The organism is Micromonospora sp. BS32 (assembly GCF_059089345.1).
This window is the reverse complement of the sequence record NZ_JBSSHR010000013.1, coordinates 149779-164816: the sequence shown is the minus strand read 5'-3', so window position 1 is coordinate 164816 and position 15038 is coordinate 149779. Positions and strand designations below refer to the sequence as shown.

General features: G+C 68.9%; 12 protein-coding genes and 1 pseudogene. 3 read left to right on the top strand and 10 right to left on the bottom strand.

What is annotated here, in order from left to right:
• Positions 1-183 precede the first annotated feature (183 nt).
• From AC5RWQ_RS20315 to tnpA, 5 genes and pseudogenes are all read right to left on the bottom strand, one after another.
• Positions 184-1398, bottom strand: a complete 1215-nt coding sequence (locus tag AC5RWQ_RS20315) for an RNA polymerase sigma factor (RefSeq protein WP_494284285.1) — start codon at positions 1396-1398, stop codon at positions 184-186.
• Positions 1398-1814, bottom strand: a complete 417-nt coding sequence (locus tag AC5RWQ_RS20310) for a YciI family protein (protein ID WP_210777215.1) — start codon at positions 1812-1814, stop codon at positions 1398-1400. The genes AC5RWQ_RS20315 and AC5RWQ_RS20310 overlap by 1 nt, the downstream gene beginning before the upstream one ends.
• Before the next feature lie 240 nt (positions 1815-2054).
• Positions 2055-2426, bottom strand: a complete 372-nt coding sequence (locus AC5RWQ_RS20305) for an OsmC family protein (RefSeq protein ID WP_494284284.1) — start codon at positions 2424-2426, stop codon at positions 2055-2057.
• Positions 2427-2980: 554 nt separating this feature from the next.
• Positions 2981-3973, bottom strand: coding sequence for a TIGR03842 family LLM class F420-dependent oxidoreductase (locus AC5RWQ_RS20300; protein WP_494284283.1), 993 nt, complete (start codon positions 3971-3973; stop codon positions 2981-2983).
• A 73-nt stretch (positions 3974-4046) separates the two neighbouring features.
• A pseudogene (tnpA, locus tag AC5RWQ_RS20295) lies at positions 4047-4467 on the bottom strand (IS200/IS605 family transposase); the annotation flags it as partial.
• Between the two features lie 22 nt (positions 4468-4489).
• Between tnpA and AC5RWQ_RS20290 the strand changes: the two are divergent.
• Complete coding sequence (locus AC5RWQ_RS20290) at positions 4490-5656, top strand: RNA-guided endonuclease InsQ/TnpB family protein (protein ID WP_494284282.1); 1167 nt, start codon at positions 4490-4492, stop codon at positions 5654-5656.
• Between the two features lie 26 nt (positions 5657-5682).
• Here the strand turns inward: AC5RWQ_RS20290 and hydA are convergent, their stop codons facing one another.
• The 4 genes from hydA to AC5RWQ_RS20270 form a co-directional block, all read right to left on the bottom strand.
• Positions 5683-7101 (bottom strand): dihydropyrimidinase, encoded by a 1419-nt coding sequence (gene hydA, locus AC5RWQ_RS20285; RefSeq protein WP_494284281.1) that lies wholly within the window; start codon positions 7099-7101, stop codon positions 5683-5685.
• Positions 7098-7940 carry a nitrilase-related carbon-nitrogen hydrolase gene (locus AC5RWQ_RS20280; protein WP_494284280.1) on the bottom strand — a complete coding sequence of 281 codons (843 nt, stop codon included), beginning with the start codon at positions 7938-7940 and terminating at the stop codon, positions 7098-7100. Before AC5RWQ_RS20280 ends, hydA begins: the two co-directional genes overlap by 4 nt.
• A complete protein-coding gene (locus tag AC5RWQ_RS20275; RefSeq protein ID WP_494284279.1) occupies positions 7937-9493 on the bottom strand; it encodes an NCS1 family nucleobase:cation symporter-1 in 1557 nt (518 codons plus the stop codon). Before AC5RWQ_RS20275 ends, AC5RWQ_RS20280 begins: the two co-directional genes overlap by 4 nt.
• Before the next feature lie 202 nt (positions 9494-9695).
• Complete coding sequence (locus tag AC5RWQ_RS20270) at positions 9696-11300, bottom strand: PucR family transcriptional regulator (RefSeq protein ID WP_494284278.1); 1605 nt, start codon at positions 11298-11300, stop codon at positions 9696-9698.
• Positions 11301-11423: 123 nt separating this feature from the next.
• Between AC5RWQ_RS20270 and AC5RWQ_RS20265 the strand changes: the two genes are divergently transcribed.
• Positions 11424-12713 carry an aspartate aminotransferase family protein gene (locus AC5RWQ_RS20265; RefSeq protein WP_494284277.1) on the top strand — a complete coding sequence of 430 codons (1290 nt, stop codon included), beginning with the start codon at positions 11424-11426 and terminating at the stop codon, positions 12711-12713.
• Complete coding sequence (locus AC5RWQ_RS20260; RefSeq protein ID WP_494284276.1) at positions 12710-14200, top strand: CoA-acylating methylmalonate-semialdehyde dehydrogenase; 1491 nt, start codon at positions 12710-12712, stop codon at positions 14198-14200. Before AC5RWQ_RS20265 ends, AC5RWQ_RS20260 begins: the two co-directional genes overlap by 4 nt.
• Before the next feature lie 69 nt (positions 14201-14269).
• Here AC5RWQ_RS20260 and AC5RWQ_RS20255 read toward each other — a convergent pair whose 3' ends face one another.
• The gene (locus AC5RWQ_RS20255; protein ID WP_494284275.1) at positions 14270-15037 is read right to left on the bottom strand and encodes a maleylpyruvate isomerase N-terminal domain-containing protein; all 768 of its coding nucleotides are present in this window, start codon (positions 15035-15037) and stop codon (positions 14270-14272) included.
• Position 15038: the final 1 nt, after the last annotated feature.

The following is a 15038-nucleotide window of genomic DNA, read 5'->3' as shown; positions in this document are numbered from 1 at the left end:
GGGCGAGCTTCTCACCGGGTTCGCCGTGCTCCCGCCGTCCGCGTTCGGGGATTCGGCCGACGTGGCCGACGCGATCGTCGCGGGCGCCGGCATGGCGGAGCCCCCGCTGCGCCTGGCCGTCGGGCCGACGCGATCGACGGCATCCGGGCCGCGCTCGAATCCCGGCTGGCCGAGTTGGAGAAGTCAGCCCAGCGCGGCCGCCTTGCGCAGCAGCACCGAGCGTTCGCGCTGGTTGGCGCACAGCCGGGCCGCCAGCTCCAGCTCGGCGCGCGCCTCCGGTCGCCGGCCGAGGCGGGCCAGCAGCTCCCCGCGTACGGTCGGAACCAAATGCGAACCGGGGAGCCGGCCCAAGGCGATCAGCTCGTCCACGATGGCGAGGGCTTGCGCCGGACCCGAGGCCATGGCCACGGCGACGGCCCGATTGAGCTCGACCACCGGCGAGGGCGCGACCCGGCCGAGCGCCTCGTAGAGCACCACGATCCGGTCCCAGTCGGTCGCCTCGACCGAGGGCGCCGACGCGTGGGCGGCGGCGATCGCGGCCTGCAGGCCGTAGGGGCCGAGGCCGCGAGTCGATGCCTTGACCAGCGCGGCCAGCCCACGGCGAATCGCCGAGAAGTCCCACCGCCGCCGGTCCTGGTCCTCTAGCAGGACCGGCGAACCGTCCGGGCCGGTCCGGGCCGGGAAGCGCGCGGCCGTCAGCTCGCACAACGCCAGCAGGCCGTGCACCTCCGGCTCGTCCGGCTGCAGCGCGGCCAGCGTGCGGGCCAGCCGGATCGCCTCGTACGCGACGTCGGGGCGCAGCAGCCGGTCGCCCGACGTGGCCGTCGACCCCTCGGTGAAGATCACGTAGAGGACGCTGAGCACGGCGCCCAGCCGCTCCCGGCGCTCGCCGGCCGGCGGCAGCTCGAACGGCACCCCGGCCGCCGCGATCGTCTTCTTGGCCCGGGTGATGCGGGCCTGCACGGTCGGCACAGGCACGAGGAACGCGCGGGCGATCTCCTCGCTGGACAGGCCGCCGACCACGCGCAAGGTCAGCGCCACCCGGGCCTCGCGGGAAAGCACCGGGTGACAGCTGACGAACATCAGCGCCAGGACGTCGTCGTCGATCCTGTCGAGGTCGATTTCGTCGTCGACCGCGGGGCCGGCCGCCAGCAGGGCGTACCGGTCCTGCAGGGCGGTCCGGCGGCGGATCGCGTCGATCGCCCGCCGCCGGGCCGTGGCCATCAGCCAGCCGGCCGGATTGGCCGGAGCGGCAAGCGGCCACGACACCAGCGCCTCAGCCACCGCCTCCTGGGCCGCATCCTCGGCCAGCCCGAAATCGCCGGTGAACCGGGTCAGCGCGGCGACGATCCGCGCCGACTCGATCCGCCAGACGGCCTCGACGTCGGCCGTACCCATCAGATCTGGCCGCTGCTCTCGCGCAAGGCCCCTTCCTTGACGAACTTCCCGTTGTCCTGCGGGACCTCGTCCTCCCCGGGGACCCGCCGGATCTCGATCTTGGACCCGGGGACCGACGGGACCCGCTTGGCCCACTCGACCGCCTCCTGTTTCGAGGCGACATCGAGCAGGAAGAAGCCCCCGAACAATTCCTTGGTCTCTCCGTACGGCCCGTCCGTGACCACCGGGGCCTCGTCGCTGAAGTGCACCACGACGCCCTGGCCCGGATCGTCCAGCCCTTCGGCCGCGACGTAAACGCCAGCCTTTGCCGTCTCCTCGATGAACAGGCGGGTCGCGGCCATCATCTCGTCGACGTTGGCCATCATGGCCGCGTTCGTCTCATCGGTGCCCCGCATGATCAGCATGTACTGCGGCATCGCGTTCTCCTCATCCGGCGGGGCCGCCTCTCGGCCCTCGCACCCCCACGTCGAACGAGCGGCCCGCGGATCGACACGGCCCCGGAGAAATCTCTCGCCGCGACGCAGCCGATCCCTCCGACCCGCGTTTCGCCCGTCAGACCGGCCCCTGAGCGATGGCTGACGCGGACGCCCTGCTGATCTGATCAGAAACCTTATCGTCGCAGCTTTGGAAGGCGGTGACGCTGACACGGGGGCGAGTCAGCTTCTGCGTACCGTGGTCCCGGCTCGAAGCGCCCGCGGGATCTCGGCGACGTCGTCGACACGATCCAGCAGCACGGCAAGTTCCTCGACGGACGCGGGTGAGCTCAGCTCGACCTGGTAGGTGATGCCGCTCGATACCCACGTCTGCGTGTCGAAACCTCCCTCAGCCGATACACGTACCCCGTCGATGCGAATGCCGAGCTCGCCTGCCTCCCGGTATATGTCGTTCAGGACGCAGCCAGCCGCAGCGAGGTGCAACAGGTGGGCGCCGGTGAAGTCCGCCTCAACCGAGACGCCCGCAGGGGTCCACCGGTGTGGGAACCGGATCGCACCACCGTCATCTGATCTGAACGAGCCGGCGCCGACCACGACTGCACATTGCTCCACCGGTGCCCCCTGTCCGCTTTGCCTTACCCGGCCGGCTCATTGTGATCCGCCAGATACCGAAACATCCGCTTCTGCCGTCGGACCGCCGTCATCGCGACCCTAGGTAACACCGCCATCGGCTACCACCGCGCCAAACGGCGACACCAACATCGCCCGCGCGACCCGACGCGCGAACCGCCGCCCACACGACCTCATCACCGCCGTGACCAGCAGTTACCCGACAACGCAATGACCCTGGGTGAGACCCTGAGCTGATGCCAACCGAGGGACGGCGGCGTGTTCTCCTTGTCCGCGTAGCGACCGGACACCACATGCCTTCGGTTGGGCTGCTTTGCGGCTGCTGCGCAGCGACCGGTGCACTGCCCGTCCATTGTCTCGCCATGCTGATCTTCGTGCCTGGTGCCCGTCCGATTGAAAGGACATTGATGGGAACCGTTCCGCCTGTGGCCGTCCCGCGACCCCGGCCCGTCAGTATCGCCACTTATCTCCTCTACGCCGTCGCAGCGGCGCCGCTCATCTTCGCGTTCGTCCAGGGATCAGACCTGCGTCATGATGTTCTTGCCGTACGAGGAGAGGGTCTTACCCTTGTCGTCATGCATGAGGTAGAGGGCGAAGTTGTGCACCCCGATCTCCTTGAGCTCCTGCAGCCGGTCGACATGGGCTGAGTCGGGGCCGACGAGGCAGAACCGGTCGACGATCTCATCGGGCACGAAGTCGGTGGACGGATTGCCGGCGCGGCCGTGGTGTGCGTAGTCGTAGCCCTCGCGGCCCCTGATGTAGTCGGTGAGCGCCTTGGGCACGACCCCGGAGTCGCCGTAGCGGGCGACCAGGTCGGCCACGTGGTTGCCGACCATGCCGCCGAACCAGCGCAGCTGATCCCGCTGGTGCGCGAGGTTTGTGCCCACGTAGGCCGGCGCGGCCACGCACATCGTGATGGTGTCGGGATCTCGACCTGCTGCGGTGGCCGCGTCGCGTACCGAGCCGATCGTCCAGCGGGCGATGTCGGGATCGGCCGTCTGCAGGATGAAGCCGTCGGCCTGCTCGCCGACCAGCCGCAGCGCTTTCGGGCCGTAGGCGGCCATCCAGATCTCCAGCCTGCCGTCGCGCACCCACGGGATGCGCACCGGCGTGCCGTGGTGTTCGACCTCGTTGCCTTCGGCCAGCTCTTTGATCACGTGCATCGCTTCTTTCAGCGTGGCCAGGCTCGCCGGCGGCTGGCCGATGACCCGCCGGGCCGAGTCGCCGCGGCCGATCCCGCACACCGTGCGGTTGCCGAACATGTCGTTGAGCGTGGCGAAGAGCGACGCGGTGACCGACCAGTCGCGGGTGCTCGGGTTGGTCACCATCGGCCCGACGATCAGGTGCTTGGTTGCGGCGAGGACCTGCGAGTAGATGACGAACGGCTCCTGCCACAGCACGCAGGAGTCGAACGTCCACCCGTAGCGGAACCCGTTGTCCTCGGCGGCGGTGAGGCCGGCCACGACGTCGCGAGCTGGCGGGTCGGTCTGAAGTACGACACCGAAGTCCACCGCTTCTCCTTTTCAACAGTTGCTTAGGCGGGAGCCCCGGTCCTTCAGGGCCGGAGGAACGCTGTTGCGGACCGGGATGTTTCTGGTTTTCGATGTATGCCTTGACCACGGCGAGTGGTGCGCCGCGGCAGGACCCGGCGAAGTACGACGGGGACCACAGGTGCGCGCCCCACGGGTACCGGCGCAGGTGCGGCTCGTGCTCCTGGCGCAGTCGGCGGGCCGATACGCCTTTGAGGCTGTTGACAGGTTTCGACAGTGCGACGGCCGGCGGGTAGTGCACGAGCAGGTGGACGTGGTCGTCCTCGTCGTTGAACTCGCGCAGCTCCGCGGAAGTCGGTGCAGACGTCGGCCATGATCTGCTGGCAGCGAGTGAGGATGGGGTCGGTGAGCGCGCCCCGCCGGTTCTTCGTGGTGAGGACCAAGTGGGCATGCAGGTTGTGGACGACTGAGCGACCTCGGCGAACATCCGGGTCTGGGGTCCGTCTGGGTGACATAGGCCGAAGCTACGGTGGTCGTGTGAAGCTGGTCGTGCAGGTGAAGTTGCTGCCGACGCCCGGGCAGGCGTCGGCGTTGGAGGCGACCCTGCGCGCGTGCAACACAGCGGCGTCCGACGTGGCGGCCGTGGCCCGGGAGACCGGGGTGTACCGGAACTACGACCTGCGTAAGCACGTCTACGCCGGGATCAAGGCCGACTACGCCCTGGGTGCCCAGGCGGCCCAGCACGTGATCAAGAAGGTCTCCGACGCCTACGCCACCTTGAAGGCGAACCTGCGGGCTGGCAACTACGGCAAGCCCGGCTCGAAGCGGCGCCGCAACGTCGAGACCAACCCGATCGGGTTCCGCTGGAACGCGGCCCAGCCCTATGACGCCCGGATGCTGTCCTGGCAGGCCGATGCCCGGACCGTGTCCATCTGGAGCACGCACGGCCGGCTCAAGGGCGTCGCCTATACCGGGTCCGCCGACCAGCTCAAGGCGATCGCCACCAGCAAGACCGGCGAGTCGGACCTGATCTTCCGGGACGGCATGTGGTTCCTGTACGCCACCGTCGAGGTGCCCGAACCTGAACTGATCGACCCGTCCGGCTTCCTCGGCGTGGACATGGGCATCGCCAACATCGCCTACGACTCCGACGGCACTCGCTACGCCGGCGACCGGCTCAACGGCTACCGCCGGCGGCAGCTGCGGCTGCGCAAGCGGTTGCAGGAGAAGGACACCAAGTCGGCCCGACGGCTGCTGGCCCGGCGCAACAAGAAGGAAGCGCGGCACGCCGCGAACCTCAACCACCGCATCGCCAAGACCATCGTGACCGAGGCTGTACGCACCGGTCGCGGCATCGCCGTCGAGGAACTGACGGGGATCCGCGAACGGGTCCGGCTCCGCAAGCCCCAACGGGTCACACTGCACTCGTGGTCGTTCCACCAGCTCGGCAGCTTCCTGGACTACAAGGCCCGCCGAGCAGGTGTACCGCTGGTCCAGGTCGACCCGCGGTACACCTCCCAGACCTGCCACGGCTGCGGGCACCGCGACAAGCGGAACCGGCCGGACCAGGAAACCTTCCACTGTCGGTCGTGCGGGGTCGTTGCCCACGCCGATCACAACGCGGCCCTCAACATCGCCCAGCGCGGCGTCGAGGGTTGGGGCGCAGTCAACCGTCCGCACGCGGCGTCACCCTGCCTCCAGTAGGGGGACTGACCTGCAAGCCTGCCCATTCATAGGCGGGTAGTTGACACCAGGTACTGACTGAGATCGCGCTTGAGGAACCTGCCGTGCCCGGCCGCGCCGTGGAAGGCGTTGTCGTCGACCACGACTCGACCACGGGACAGCACGGTGGAGACCTTTCCGGTCAGCTCCATGCCCTCGTACGCGGAATAGTCCACGTTCATGTGGTGCGTGCGGGCCGAGATGGTCTGGCGGGCCGTCGGGTCGTACACCGTGATGTCCGCGTCGGCGCCCGGCGCGATGACGCCCTTGCGCGGGTAGAGGCCGAACATCCGGGCGGGCGTGGTCGAGCTGATCTCCACCCAGCGCGGCAGGGTGATCTCGCCTTTCACGACGCCCTGATAGAGCAGGTCCATCCGGTGCTCGACGCCGGGCATCCCGTTCGGGATCTTGGAGAAGTCTCCCCGGCCCAGCTCCTTCTGGTCCTTGAAGCAGAAGGGGCAGTGGTCGGTGGACACCAGCGACAGGTCGTTGGTGCGCAGGCCCCGCCACAGTTCCGCCTGGTGCTCCTTGGGGCGCAGCGGGGGAGAGGCGACGTACTTCGCGCCCTCGAAGTCGGGCTTGGCCAGATCCTCCAGCGACAGGAACAGGTACTGCGGGCAGGTCTCGGCGAACACGTTCTGCCCGGTGTCGCGGGCCTGGGTGACCGCGTCCAGGGCGTGCGCGGCGGACAGGTGCACGATGTACAGCGGCGAGCCGGTGACCTTGGCCAGCGCGATCGCCCGCGAGGTGGCCTCGCCCTCCAGCTCGGGCGGCCGGGTCAGGCCGTGCTGCACCGGATCGGTGCGCTGGCTGGCGAGCGCCTGCGCGACGAGCTGGTCGATGGCGATGCCGTTCTCCGCGTGCATCATGATCATCGACCCGGTGTCCCGGGCCTTCTGCATCGCCCGCAGGATCTCCCCGTCCGTGGCGTAGAAGACCCCCGGATAGGCCATGAACATCTTGAAGGTGTTCACGCCCGCGTCGATGCAGGACTCCATCTCCTTCAGTGACGTGTCGTTGACGTCCGACACGATCATGTGGAACCCGTAGTCGATCGCGCAGTTGCCATCGGCCTTGCTGTGCCACTTGTCGAGCGCGGACAGCACGGACGTGCCCTTGCCCTGTACGGCGAAGTCGACGATGGTCGTCGTGCCGCCCCAGGCTGCGGCGATCGTCCCGGTCTCGAAATTGTCCGCCGAGAACGTGCCGCCGAACGGCATCTCCATGTGGGTGTGGCCGTCGATGCCGCCGGGCACCACGTACTTCCCGGCGGCGTCGATCACGCGCTCGGCACCAGACAGCCACTGCTCGGCCAGACCTGAGTCCGGCGCGGCGAGCGCGGCGATCCGCTCGCCCTCCACCAGCACGTCGGCCCGGTACGCGCCGGTGGCGTTGACGACTGTTCCGTTCCGGATGACGATGCTCATGGCTTCACCAGCGACTCGTACGTCTCCGGCCGGCGGTCGCGGTAGAAGGCCCACAGGTCGCGGACCTCGGCCAGCTTGTCCATGTCGAGGTCGCGGACGACGACCTCATCCTCGGTGTCCGACGCGGCGTCGCCGACGAGCTGCCCCCGCGGGTCGACGAAGTAGGACTGGCCGTAGAAGTCGTTGTCGCCCAACGGTTCCACGCCGACCCGGTTGATCGCGCCGACGTAGTACTCGTTGGCGACCGCGGCCGCGGGCTGCTCCAGCCGCCACAGATACTCCGACAGGCCGCGGCTGGTCGCCGACGGGTTGAAAACGATCTTCGCGCCGGCCAGGCCGAGCGCCCGCCAGCCCTCGGGGAAGTGCCGCTCGTAGCAGATGTAGACGCCGATGCGCCCCACGGCGGTGTCGAACACCGGATAGCCGAGGTTTCCCGGCCGGAAGTAGAACTTCTCCCAGAACCCCTTCACCTGCGGGATGTGGTTCTTCCGGTGCTTGCCGAGGTACGTGCCGTCGGCGTCGATCACCGCCGCGGTGTTGTAGTAGACCCCCGGCTGCTCCTGCTCATACATCGGCACGATCAAAACCACGCCGTGCTGCTCGGCGACCTCGCGCATCAGCGCCGTCGTCGGCCCGTCCGGGATGGCCTCCGTGTACGAGTAGTAGTCCGCGTCCTGGATCTGGCAGAAGTACGGGCCGTAGAACAACTCCTGCAGGCAGACCACCTGTGCGCCCTGCGAGGCGGCGCTGCGGATGGCCTCGACCGCTCCTGCGATCATCGACTCCTTGTCGCCGGTCCACTTCTGCTGCACCAGCCCGGCTCGGATGATGTTGCTCATTTCTCCCCCTTCGCGTGCGCGGTGCGCGGCATCGACAGCGCCAGGTAGACGAGGAACCCGGCGATCAGCCCGACCACCCAGCTGTAGTCGTAGAGCGGCTTGAGGAACGGGATGAGCCCGTCCTCCGGGAACGGCCCCTTGCCGGGTGCGGAGTAGGCGCCACCCACCGCGAGGACCGCGCCGACGACGGTGGCGACGATGGCGGCCCAGTTCCACCCGCCGGAGAACCAGTACCTGCCCTCGGGGCGATAGAGGGCCGGCAGTTGGAGCCTGGTGCGGTAGCGGATCCAGTACCCGGCGATGAGTACGCCGGCGACCGCGCCGAGCAGGCCACCGTAGAAGCCGAGCCAGACGAAGATGTAGATGTTGGGGTCCTGCACCAGGCGCCAGGGCTGGATCAGGATGCCGAGCACGCCGGTGATCAGGCCGCCGGTCCGGAAGCTGATCAGTCGCGGCGCGGCGTTGGAGAAGTCGTACGCCGGGCTGACCGTGTTCGCCGCGACGTTCACCGACAGCGTGGCCACCACGACGGTGAACAGGCCGAGCGCGACGACCAGTGGGTTCTCGAACTTCGCGGCGAGTTGGATGGGGTCCCAGATGGCATCGCCGTAGATGACCGCCGTACCCGAGGTGATCAGGATCGACAGGATGGCGAAGAACGACATCGTGGTGGGCAGCCCGAGAACCTGCCCGTACGCCTGCTGCCGCTGACTGCCGCCGAACCGGGTGAAGTCGGGGATGTTCAGCGACAGCGTCGCCCAGAAGGCGATCATCCCCATCAGTGACGGTGCGAACAGCTTCCAGAAGTCGGCGCCCCAGCCCAGCTTCGACGGCTCGGACAGGATCGGGCCGAGCCCGCCCGCCTCGACCAGCACCCAGATCAGCAGGGCGACGGCGACCACGATGACGAACGGTGCGGCCCAGTTCTCGAAGCGCCGCAGGGTGTCCATGCCCCGCCAGATGATCGCCATCTCGATCGCCCAGAACAGGAAGAACGAGGCCCACAGCGTCCACGGGTGGTCCATGACCTGCGCCGCGTCGACCCACCAGGAACCCAGCAGCTTGCCGGCGATCGCGTAGATCGCCTCGCCGCCGATCCAGGTCTGGATGCCGAACCAGCCGCAGGCGATGAAGGCGCGGAGCAGGGCCGGGAGGTTCGCGCCGCGGACTCCGTAGAACGCCCGGGCGAAGACCGGGAAGGGGATCCCGTACTTCGTGCCCGCGTGGCTGTTCAACAGCATCGGGATCAGGACGAGCAGATTGCCCAGCGTGATCGTGAGGAACGCCTGCACCCAGTTCATGCCGAGCTGAATGAGGCCGGCGGCGAGCAGATAGGTGGGAATGTTGTGCGCCATGCCGATCCACAGCGCCGCGAAGTTGTACGTGGTCCAGGTGCGCTTCTCGATCGGCACCGGGGCGAGCTCTTCGTTGAAGTACCGGCTGCCGGCGATCGTGGAGAAGTCTCGCAACTCGACTCGGCCGTCCGGATGGGTGATCTGGGTGCCCGGCGCGACCGCGGTGGTTTCGGTGGGGGGGAGGGGTTCAACGGCCATCGCTCACCTCGCTGTTAGCTGCCGCAACAGTGGCCGGCCAACCGGCGCGCGTGCTGCGGGTGGGGCGGATAAGCTCGATCTCCTTCTCGGAATCGTGGGTGTCACCACGCCGCCGCGGGCAGTGTCAAACTGTTCACGCTTGCCTTGATCAAGGCACACTGTGTCGGTTGCGCCGCCCTGAGGTGTCAACCCGGCGAGGAGATCACCCCTCGTCGAGCTCGCGTACGAGGAGCGCCACGTACAGCGACAGCATCGACTCCGGATCCTCCAGCGACACCCCGAGCACCTGCTCGATCCGCGCAAGCTGCTGGTAGTACGCGGTGCGCGACAGGTGCGCCGCCACGGCCGCCGCCGACTTGTTACCGCCCTGCTCGCAGAAGCAGCGCAGCAGCTCCATGAGCCGGCTGCCCTGGGTGTCATCCCGCGCCAACAGTGGCCCCAGCTCCCGATGGGCGAACGCCCGGACCCGTTCGTCCTCGCGCAGCAGGTGCAGCAGGCCGCGCAGTCGCACGTCGTCCAGCCGGTGGTAGAGCTGGGTGCTGGGGGAGCGCAGCGCGGCACCGGCGACGTGCGCGGCCTCGCCCAGACTGCGCCGCACATCGGACACCTGCGACACCGTCGTCCCGACCGCCACCACCACGGCACCTGCGGCCGAGCGGTGCACCTCTCTGGCCAACCGTCGCAGGACCGCGTCGATCCCCGCCTGCGCCGGCAACGACAGCAACGCCCGCACGCTCGTGTCGTCCACGACGCCCACCAACGCCGGCACACTCACCCGCCGCGCGGCCACCGCGGTCGCCTCCGCGAGGTCCCGCAACACCTCCTGCGTGGCCAGTGCGGGCGCGCGCGGCGTGATGCTCCCCGGCCGAATCGCCACCCCGACCAGCCGCCGCCGCTCCAGCGGTACGCCCAACGCGGCCGCTCGGGCGGCCAGGTCAGGAGGTGGCAACGCCTGGCCGAGCAGTTGCGCGAGCAGCATCCGGTGCGTCTGCCGCTCCAGACTCTCCCGATCCCGCGCCAGGAGCCGATGCACCGCCAGTGCCGACGCGGCCCGCTCCGCGACCACCACATGACGGTGCGGGGGAGGGCCCGGCGAGAGCAGAACCAACCGTCCCCAGTCGGCGCCCTGCGCGCCGACCGCGGTGATCAGCCAGCCGGCTTCCTCGTCGTAGGCGGTTCGTCGGGAGACCGCCACCGACCGGGATCGCTGCCCCCAGTCGCTCAGCAACTCGATCGGATCCTGCCCGGCCGCGTTGTACGCGAGCACGTCGTGCCCCAGCGTCTCCAGGACGACCGGCAGCCCGGATATCCTCGCGACTTCGCGCAGCACCTCGGCCGGCTCCGCACCGGCGACCGTGAGCGCGGTGAACGTCTCGTGCACCTGCTCGGCCGCCCGCAGCTCGGCGAGCTGCGCGTCCACGATCAACGCCACGACCGCCTCCGTGACGGACACGAACTGCGTCTCCCGCGCCAGCGTGACCAGTGGCAGCCGGTGTCGTTCCGCCGCTGCCGAGAGCGCGCCGGGCACGTGGTCGCTCCAGCGCCGGACCAGCTCCACCACCAGCCCCGCCGCGCCGACCGCGGCCAGGTCGTCCACGTACGTCGCCAGTGCCGCCTCGTCGTCCGGCAGCGCGATGCCGGTGGTCAGCACGAGTTCGCCGCCGCGCAGCAGATGAGCGATGTCGGCCACCTCCGCCACATGGACCCATCGGACGGGTCCTTGCAGGCCGGCGGACCCGGCGACGACCCGTGGCCGGCCGCGCCGGATCACGGGCAGCGCCAGGGCTTCGGCGACCGTGGGGTACATGTGGCCTCCCTCGACGGTTGCACACAACGTAGTGCCATCGATGCGGACCCGTACAGGTTGTCGGTGGCGGCGAACACCGAATTCTCGGGACACTCGGCTGAGGTACGAGATACGGAGGACGCGATGGCGCATCGGGAGTTGCTGCATCGACACCGGTCCGTGCTGCCGAAGTGGCTGGCCCTCTACTACGAGGAGCCGATCGAGATCGCCAGCGCGCACGGTCGCCGGGTGACCGATCGCGAGGGCCGCACCTACCTCGACTTCTTCGGCGGCATCCTCACCAACTCGGTCGGCTACGACGTGGCCGAGATCAGCGACGCGGTCCGCTCGCAGATCGACACCGGCGTGCTGCACTCCTCGACGCTGTACCTGATCGAGTCGCAGGTCGAGCTCGCCGAGAAGATCGCGCAGCTGTCCGGGATCCCGGACGCGAAGGTGTTCTTCACGAACTCCGGCACGGAGGCGAACGAGACGGCGTTGATGCTCGCCACCCAGTACCGGCGCAGCGGGCAGGTGCTCGCGCTGCGCAACTCCTACCACGGGCGCGCGTTCGCCACCGTCGCGATCACCGGCATCCGCGGCTGGTCGGCCAGTGAGCTCAGCCCGATCAAGGTGAGCTGGGTGCACGGTGGCTACCGGTACCGCAGCCCCTTCAAGGACCTGTCGGACGCCGACTACGTCAAGGCGTGTGTCGCCGACCTGCGGGAGGTGATCGAGACCGCGACCGCCGGCGACGTGGCGTGCATGATCGTCGAGCCGATCCAGGGTGTGGGCGGGTTCGCCTCCCCGCCGGACGGCCTGTTCCGCGAGTTCAAGAAGGTGCTCGACGAGTACGGCATCCTGCTCGTCTCCGACGAGGTCCAGACCGGCTGGGGTCGTACCGCCGAGCACTTCTGGGGCATCCAGGCGCACGACGTCGTGCCGGACGCGATGACCTTCGCCAAAGGACTCGGCAATGGTCTGGCGATCGGCGGTGTCGTGGCGCGCGCGGAACTCGTGGACTGCCTGCAGGCCAACTCGATCTCCACCTTCGGTGGCAACCCGATCTCCACCGCCGGGGCCCTGGCCACCCTCAACTACCTGCTGGACCACGACCTGCAGGCGAACGCCGCGAAGCTGGGCAATCGGCTGATCCATGGCCTTCGCTCGGTCGCCGCGACGCATCCGGTGGTCGGCGACGTACGCGGCAAGGGTCTGATGCTCGCCCTCGAGCTCGTCGGCCCGGCCGGCGAACCCGACCCCGCGGCCGCAACCGCCCTGTTGGAGGAGACGCGCAGACGCGGACTGCTGGTCGGCAAGGGCGGCCTGTACGGCAACGTGATCCGGCTGGCGCCGCCGATGACGCTCACCGAGGACGAGGCCGAGGAGGCGTTGGGCATTCTGTCCGAGGCAATTGAGGCGGTGCCGGCATGAGGATCACCCATTGGATCGGCGGCAAGGCTTGGACCGGTATTTCCCAGCGCACGGGTGACGTGTACGACCCGGCGACCGGTCAGGTCAGCGGGCAGGTCGACTTCGCCCGCGCCTCGGACGTCGACGAGGCGGTCAACGCCGCCCGCGAAGCCTTCGCCCGCTGGCGCCACGCCTCCCTCACCCAACGCGCGAACGTGATGTTCGCGTTCCGCGAACTGCTCAATGCCCGCAAGGCCGACCTCGCCGAGATCGTCACCGCCGAGCACGGGAAGGTGCGCTCCGACGCGGCGGGCGAGATACAGCGTGCGCTGGAGGCGGTGGAGTTCGCGTGCGGCATCCCGCAGCTGCTCAAGGGCGGGTTCAGCGAGAACGCCTCCACCAAGGTGGACGTGTACTCCATCCAGCAGCCGCTCGGCGTGGTCGGGGTGATCTCCCCGTTCAACTTCCCGGCGATGGTGCCGCTGTGGTTCGTGCCCAACGCCATCGCGTGCGGCAACACGGTGGTGCTGAAGCCGAGCGAGAAGGACCCGTCCGCGTCGAACTTCCTGGCGGAGCTCTTCGCCGAGGCCGGGCTACCGGATGGCGTGTTCAACGTCGTGCACGGCGACAAGGAGGCGGTCGACCGGATCCTCGAGCATCCGGAGGTCAAGGCGGTCTCGTTCGTCGGCTCCACTCCGATCGCCCGTTACGTCTACGAGACGGGCACCCGTCACGGTAAGCGGGTGCAGGCGCTCGGCGGGGCGAAGAACCACATGGTCGTGCTGCCCGACGCCGACCTCGACCTTGCTGCGGACGCCGCCGTCTCGGCCGGATTCGGCTCGGCCGGTGAGCGCTGCATGGCGATCTCCGTCGTCGTGGCGGTGGACCCGGTCGGTGACGAGCTGGTCGGCAAGATCAGCGAGCGGATAGCCGGACTGCGTGTCGGCGACGGTCGCCGCCCAAGCTGCGAGATGGGACCGCTGGTCAGCGGGGCGCACCGCGACAAGGTGCTGTCCTATCTGGACGCCGGCCGGTCCGCGGGCGCGAAGCTGGTGGTCGACGGACGTGGTCATTCGATCGACGGTGACGACGCCGGCTTCTGGCTCGGGCCGACGCTCTTCGATCACGTCGGCGAGGACATGTCCATCTACACGGACGAAATCTTCGGTCCGGTGCTCTCGGTGATGCGGGTGCCCAGCTACGACGCGGCGGTGGAACTGGTGAACGCCAACCCGTACGGCAACGGCACCGCCATCTTCACCAATGACGGCGGCGCCGCACGGCGGTACCAGAGCGAGATCGAGATCGGCATGGTCGGCGTCAACGTGGCGATCCCGGTCCCGGTCTCCTACTACTCGTTCGGGGGCTGGAAAAACTCGCTGTTCGGCGACTCACACGCCTACGGGCCGGACGGGGTGCGCTTCTTCACCAGGACCAAGGTGGTCACCAGCAGGTGGCTCGATCCGTCCCACGGCGGCGTCAACCTCGGCTTCCCACAGAACAGCTGATCAATTGGTGACGGCCGACCCGCAGGCGCCTCCCGCCGCCGCAGCGCGAGAGCCGGCGGGTCATTCATGTCAGCTCCAGCGAATCTGGATCTGTGACCGCCACTGGTCGACGACGTCGGCTCGGCCTTCGGTTGCGATCTCGCTGGCGCGGTTCCAGAGGCTCAGGTAGACCTGCACCGCGGTGCCGGAGAGCACCACGTCCGACCGCTTGGCCTCGCCCGGGGTGGTGACGATTGGCCCGTCGCTGATCCGTACCGTCCAGGCGTGGCCGGTGTCATCGGTCCTGACCAGCACCGTGTACGGCTCGGCCGAGTGCAGCCGGCCCTTGCCTCGAGTGATGAAACCGGCCAGCAGCTCATCGATCCCGTCGGCGGCCAGCAGCGGATCGATGTCCACGTCCGCCGCTCTCGGCGACCGTCCATCGACGGCCGACATCGCGTCGACGCTGTGGATGGTCGTCTCGTGGGCCTGGCGCCGTGCCCAGAATCGGCGCGGCGGTGGGGCGTCCTTGAGGAACACCATCGCGTGGGCGTCGTCCGCCGTCGCACGCAAGGTGTCGACCAGGGCGGCGAGGCCGTTGGAGTACCAGCGGAGCGGATCGGCGGCAGCCTTGCCCTCGGCGTGTGACGCTGAGGTGACGTCATCGGTGTCGCCGCGCAGGTTCGCCGACGCCCATCTGTGCACCATGCCCTGATGGGTCACGAGCTCGATGACATCCCAGCCCGGGCATGTCGGGACCTTCGCATCGAGCCCGGCTGCGGCGGCCGCCAAGCGCAGGGCGGCGCCGCTGCGGACAAGAGCGTCAAGGTGATCTTCCAGGCTCAGGTGTGTCGGCATG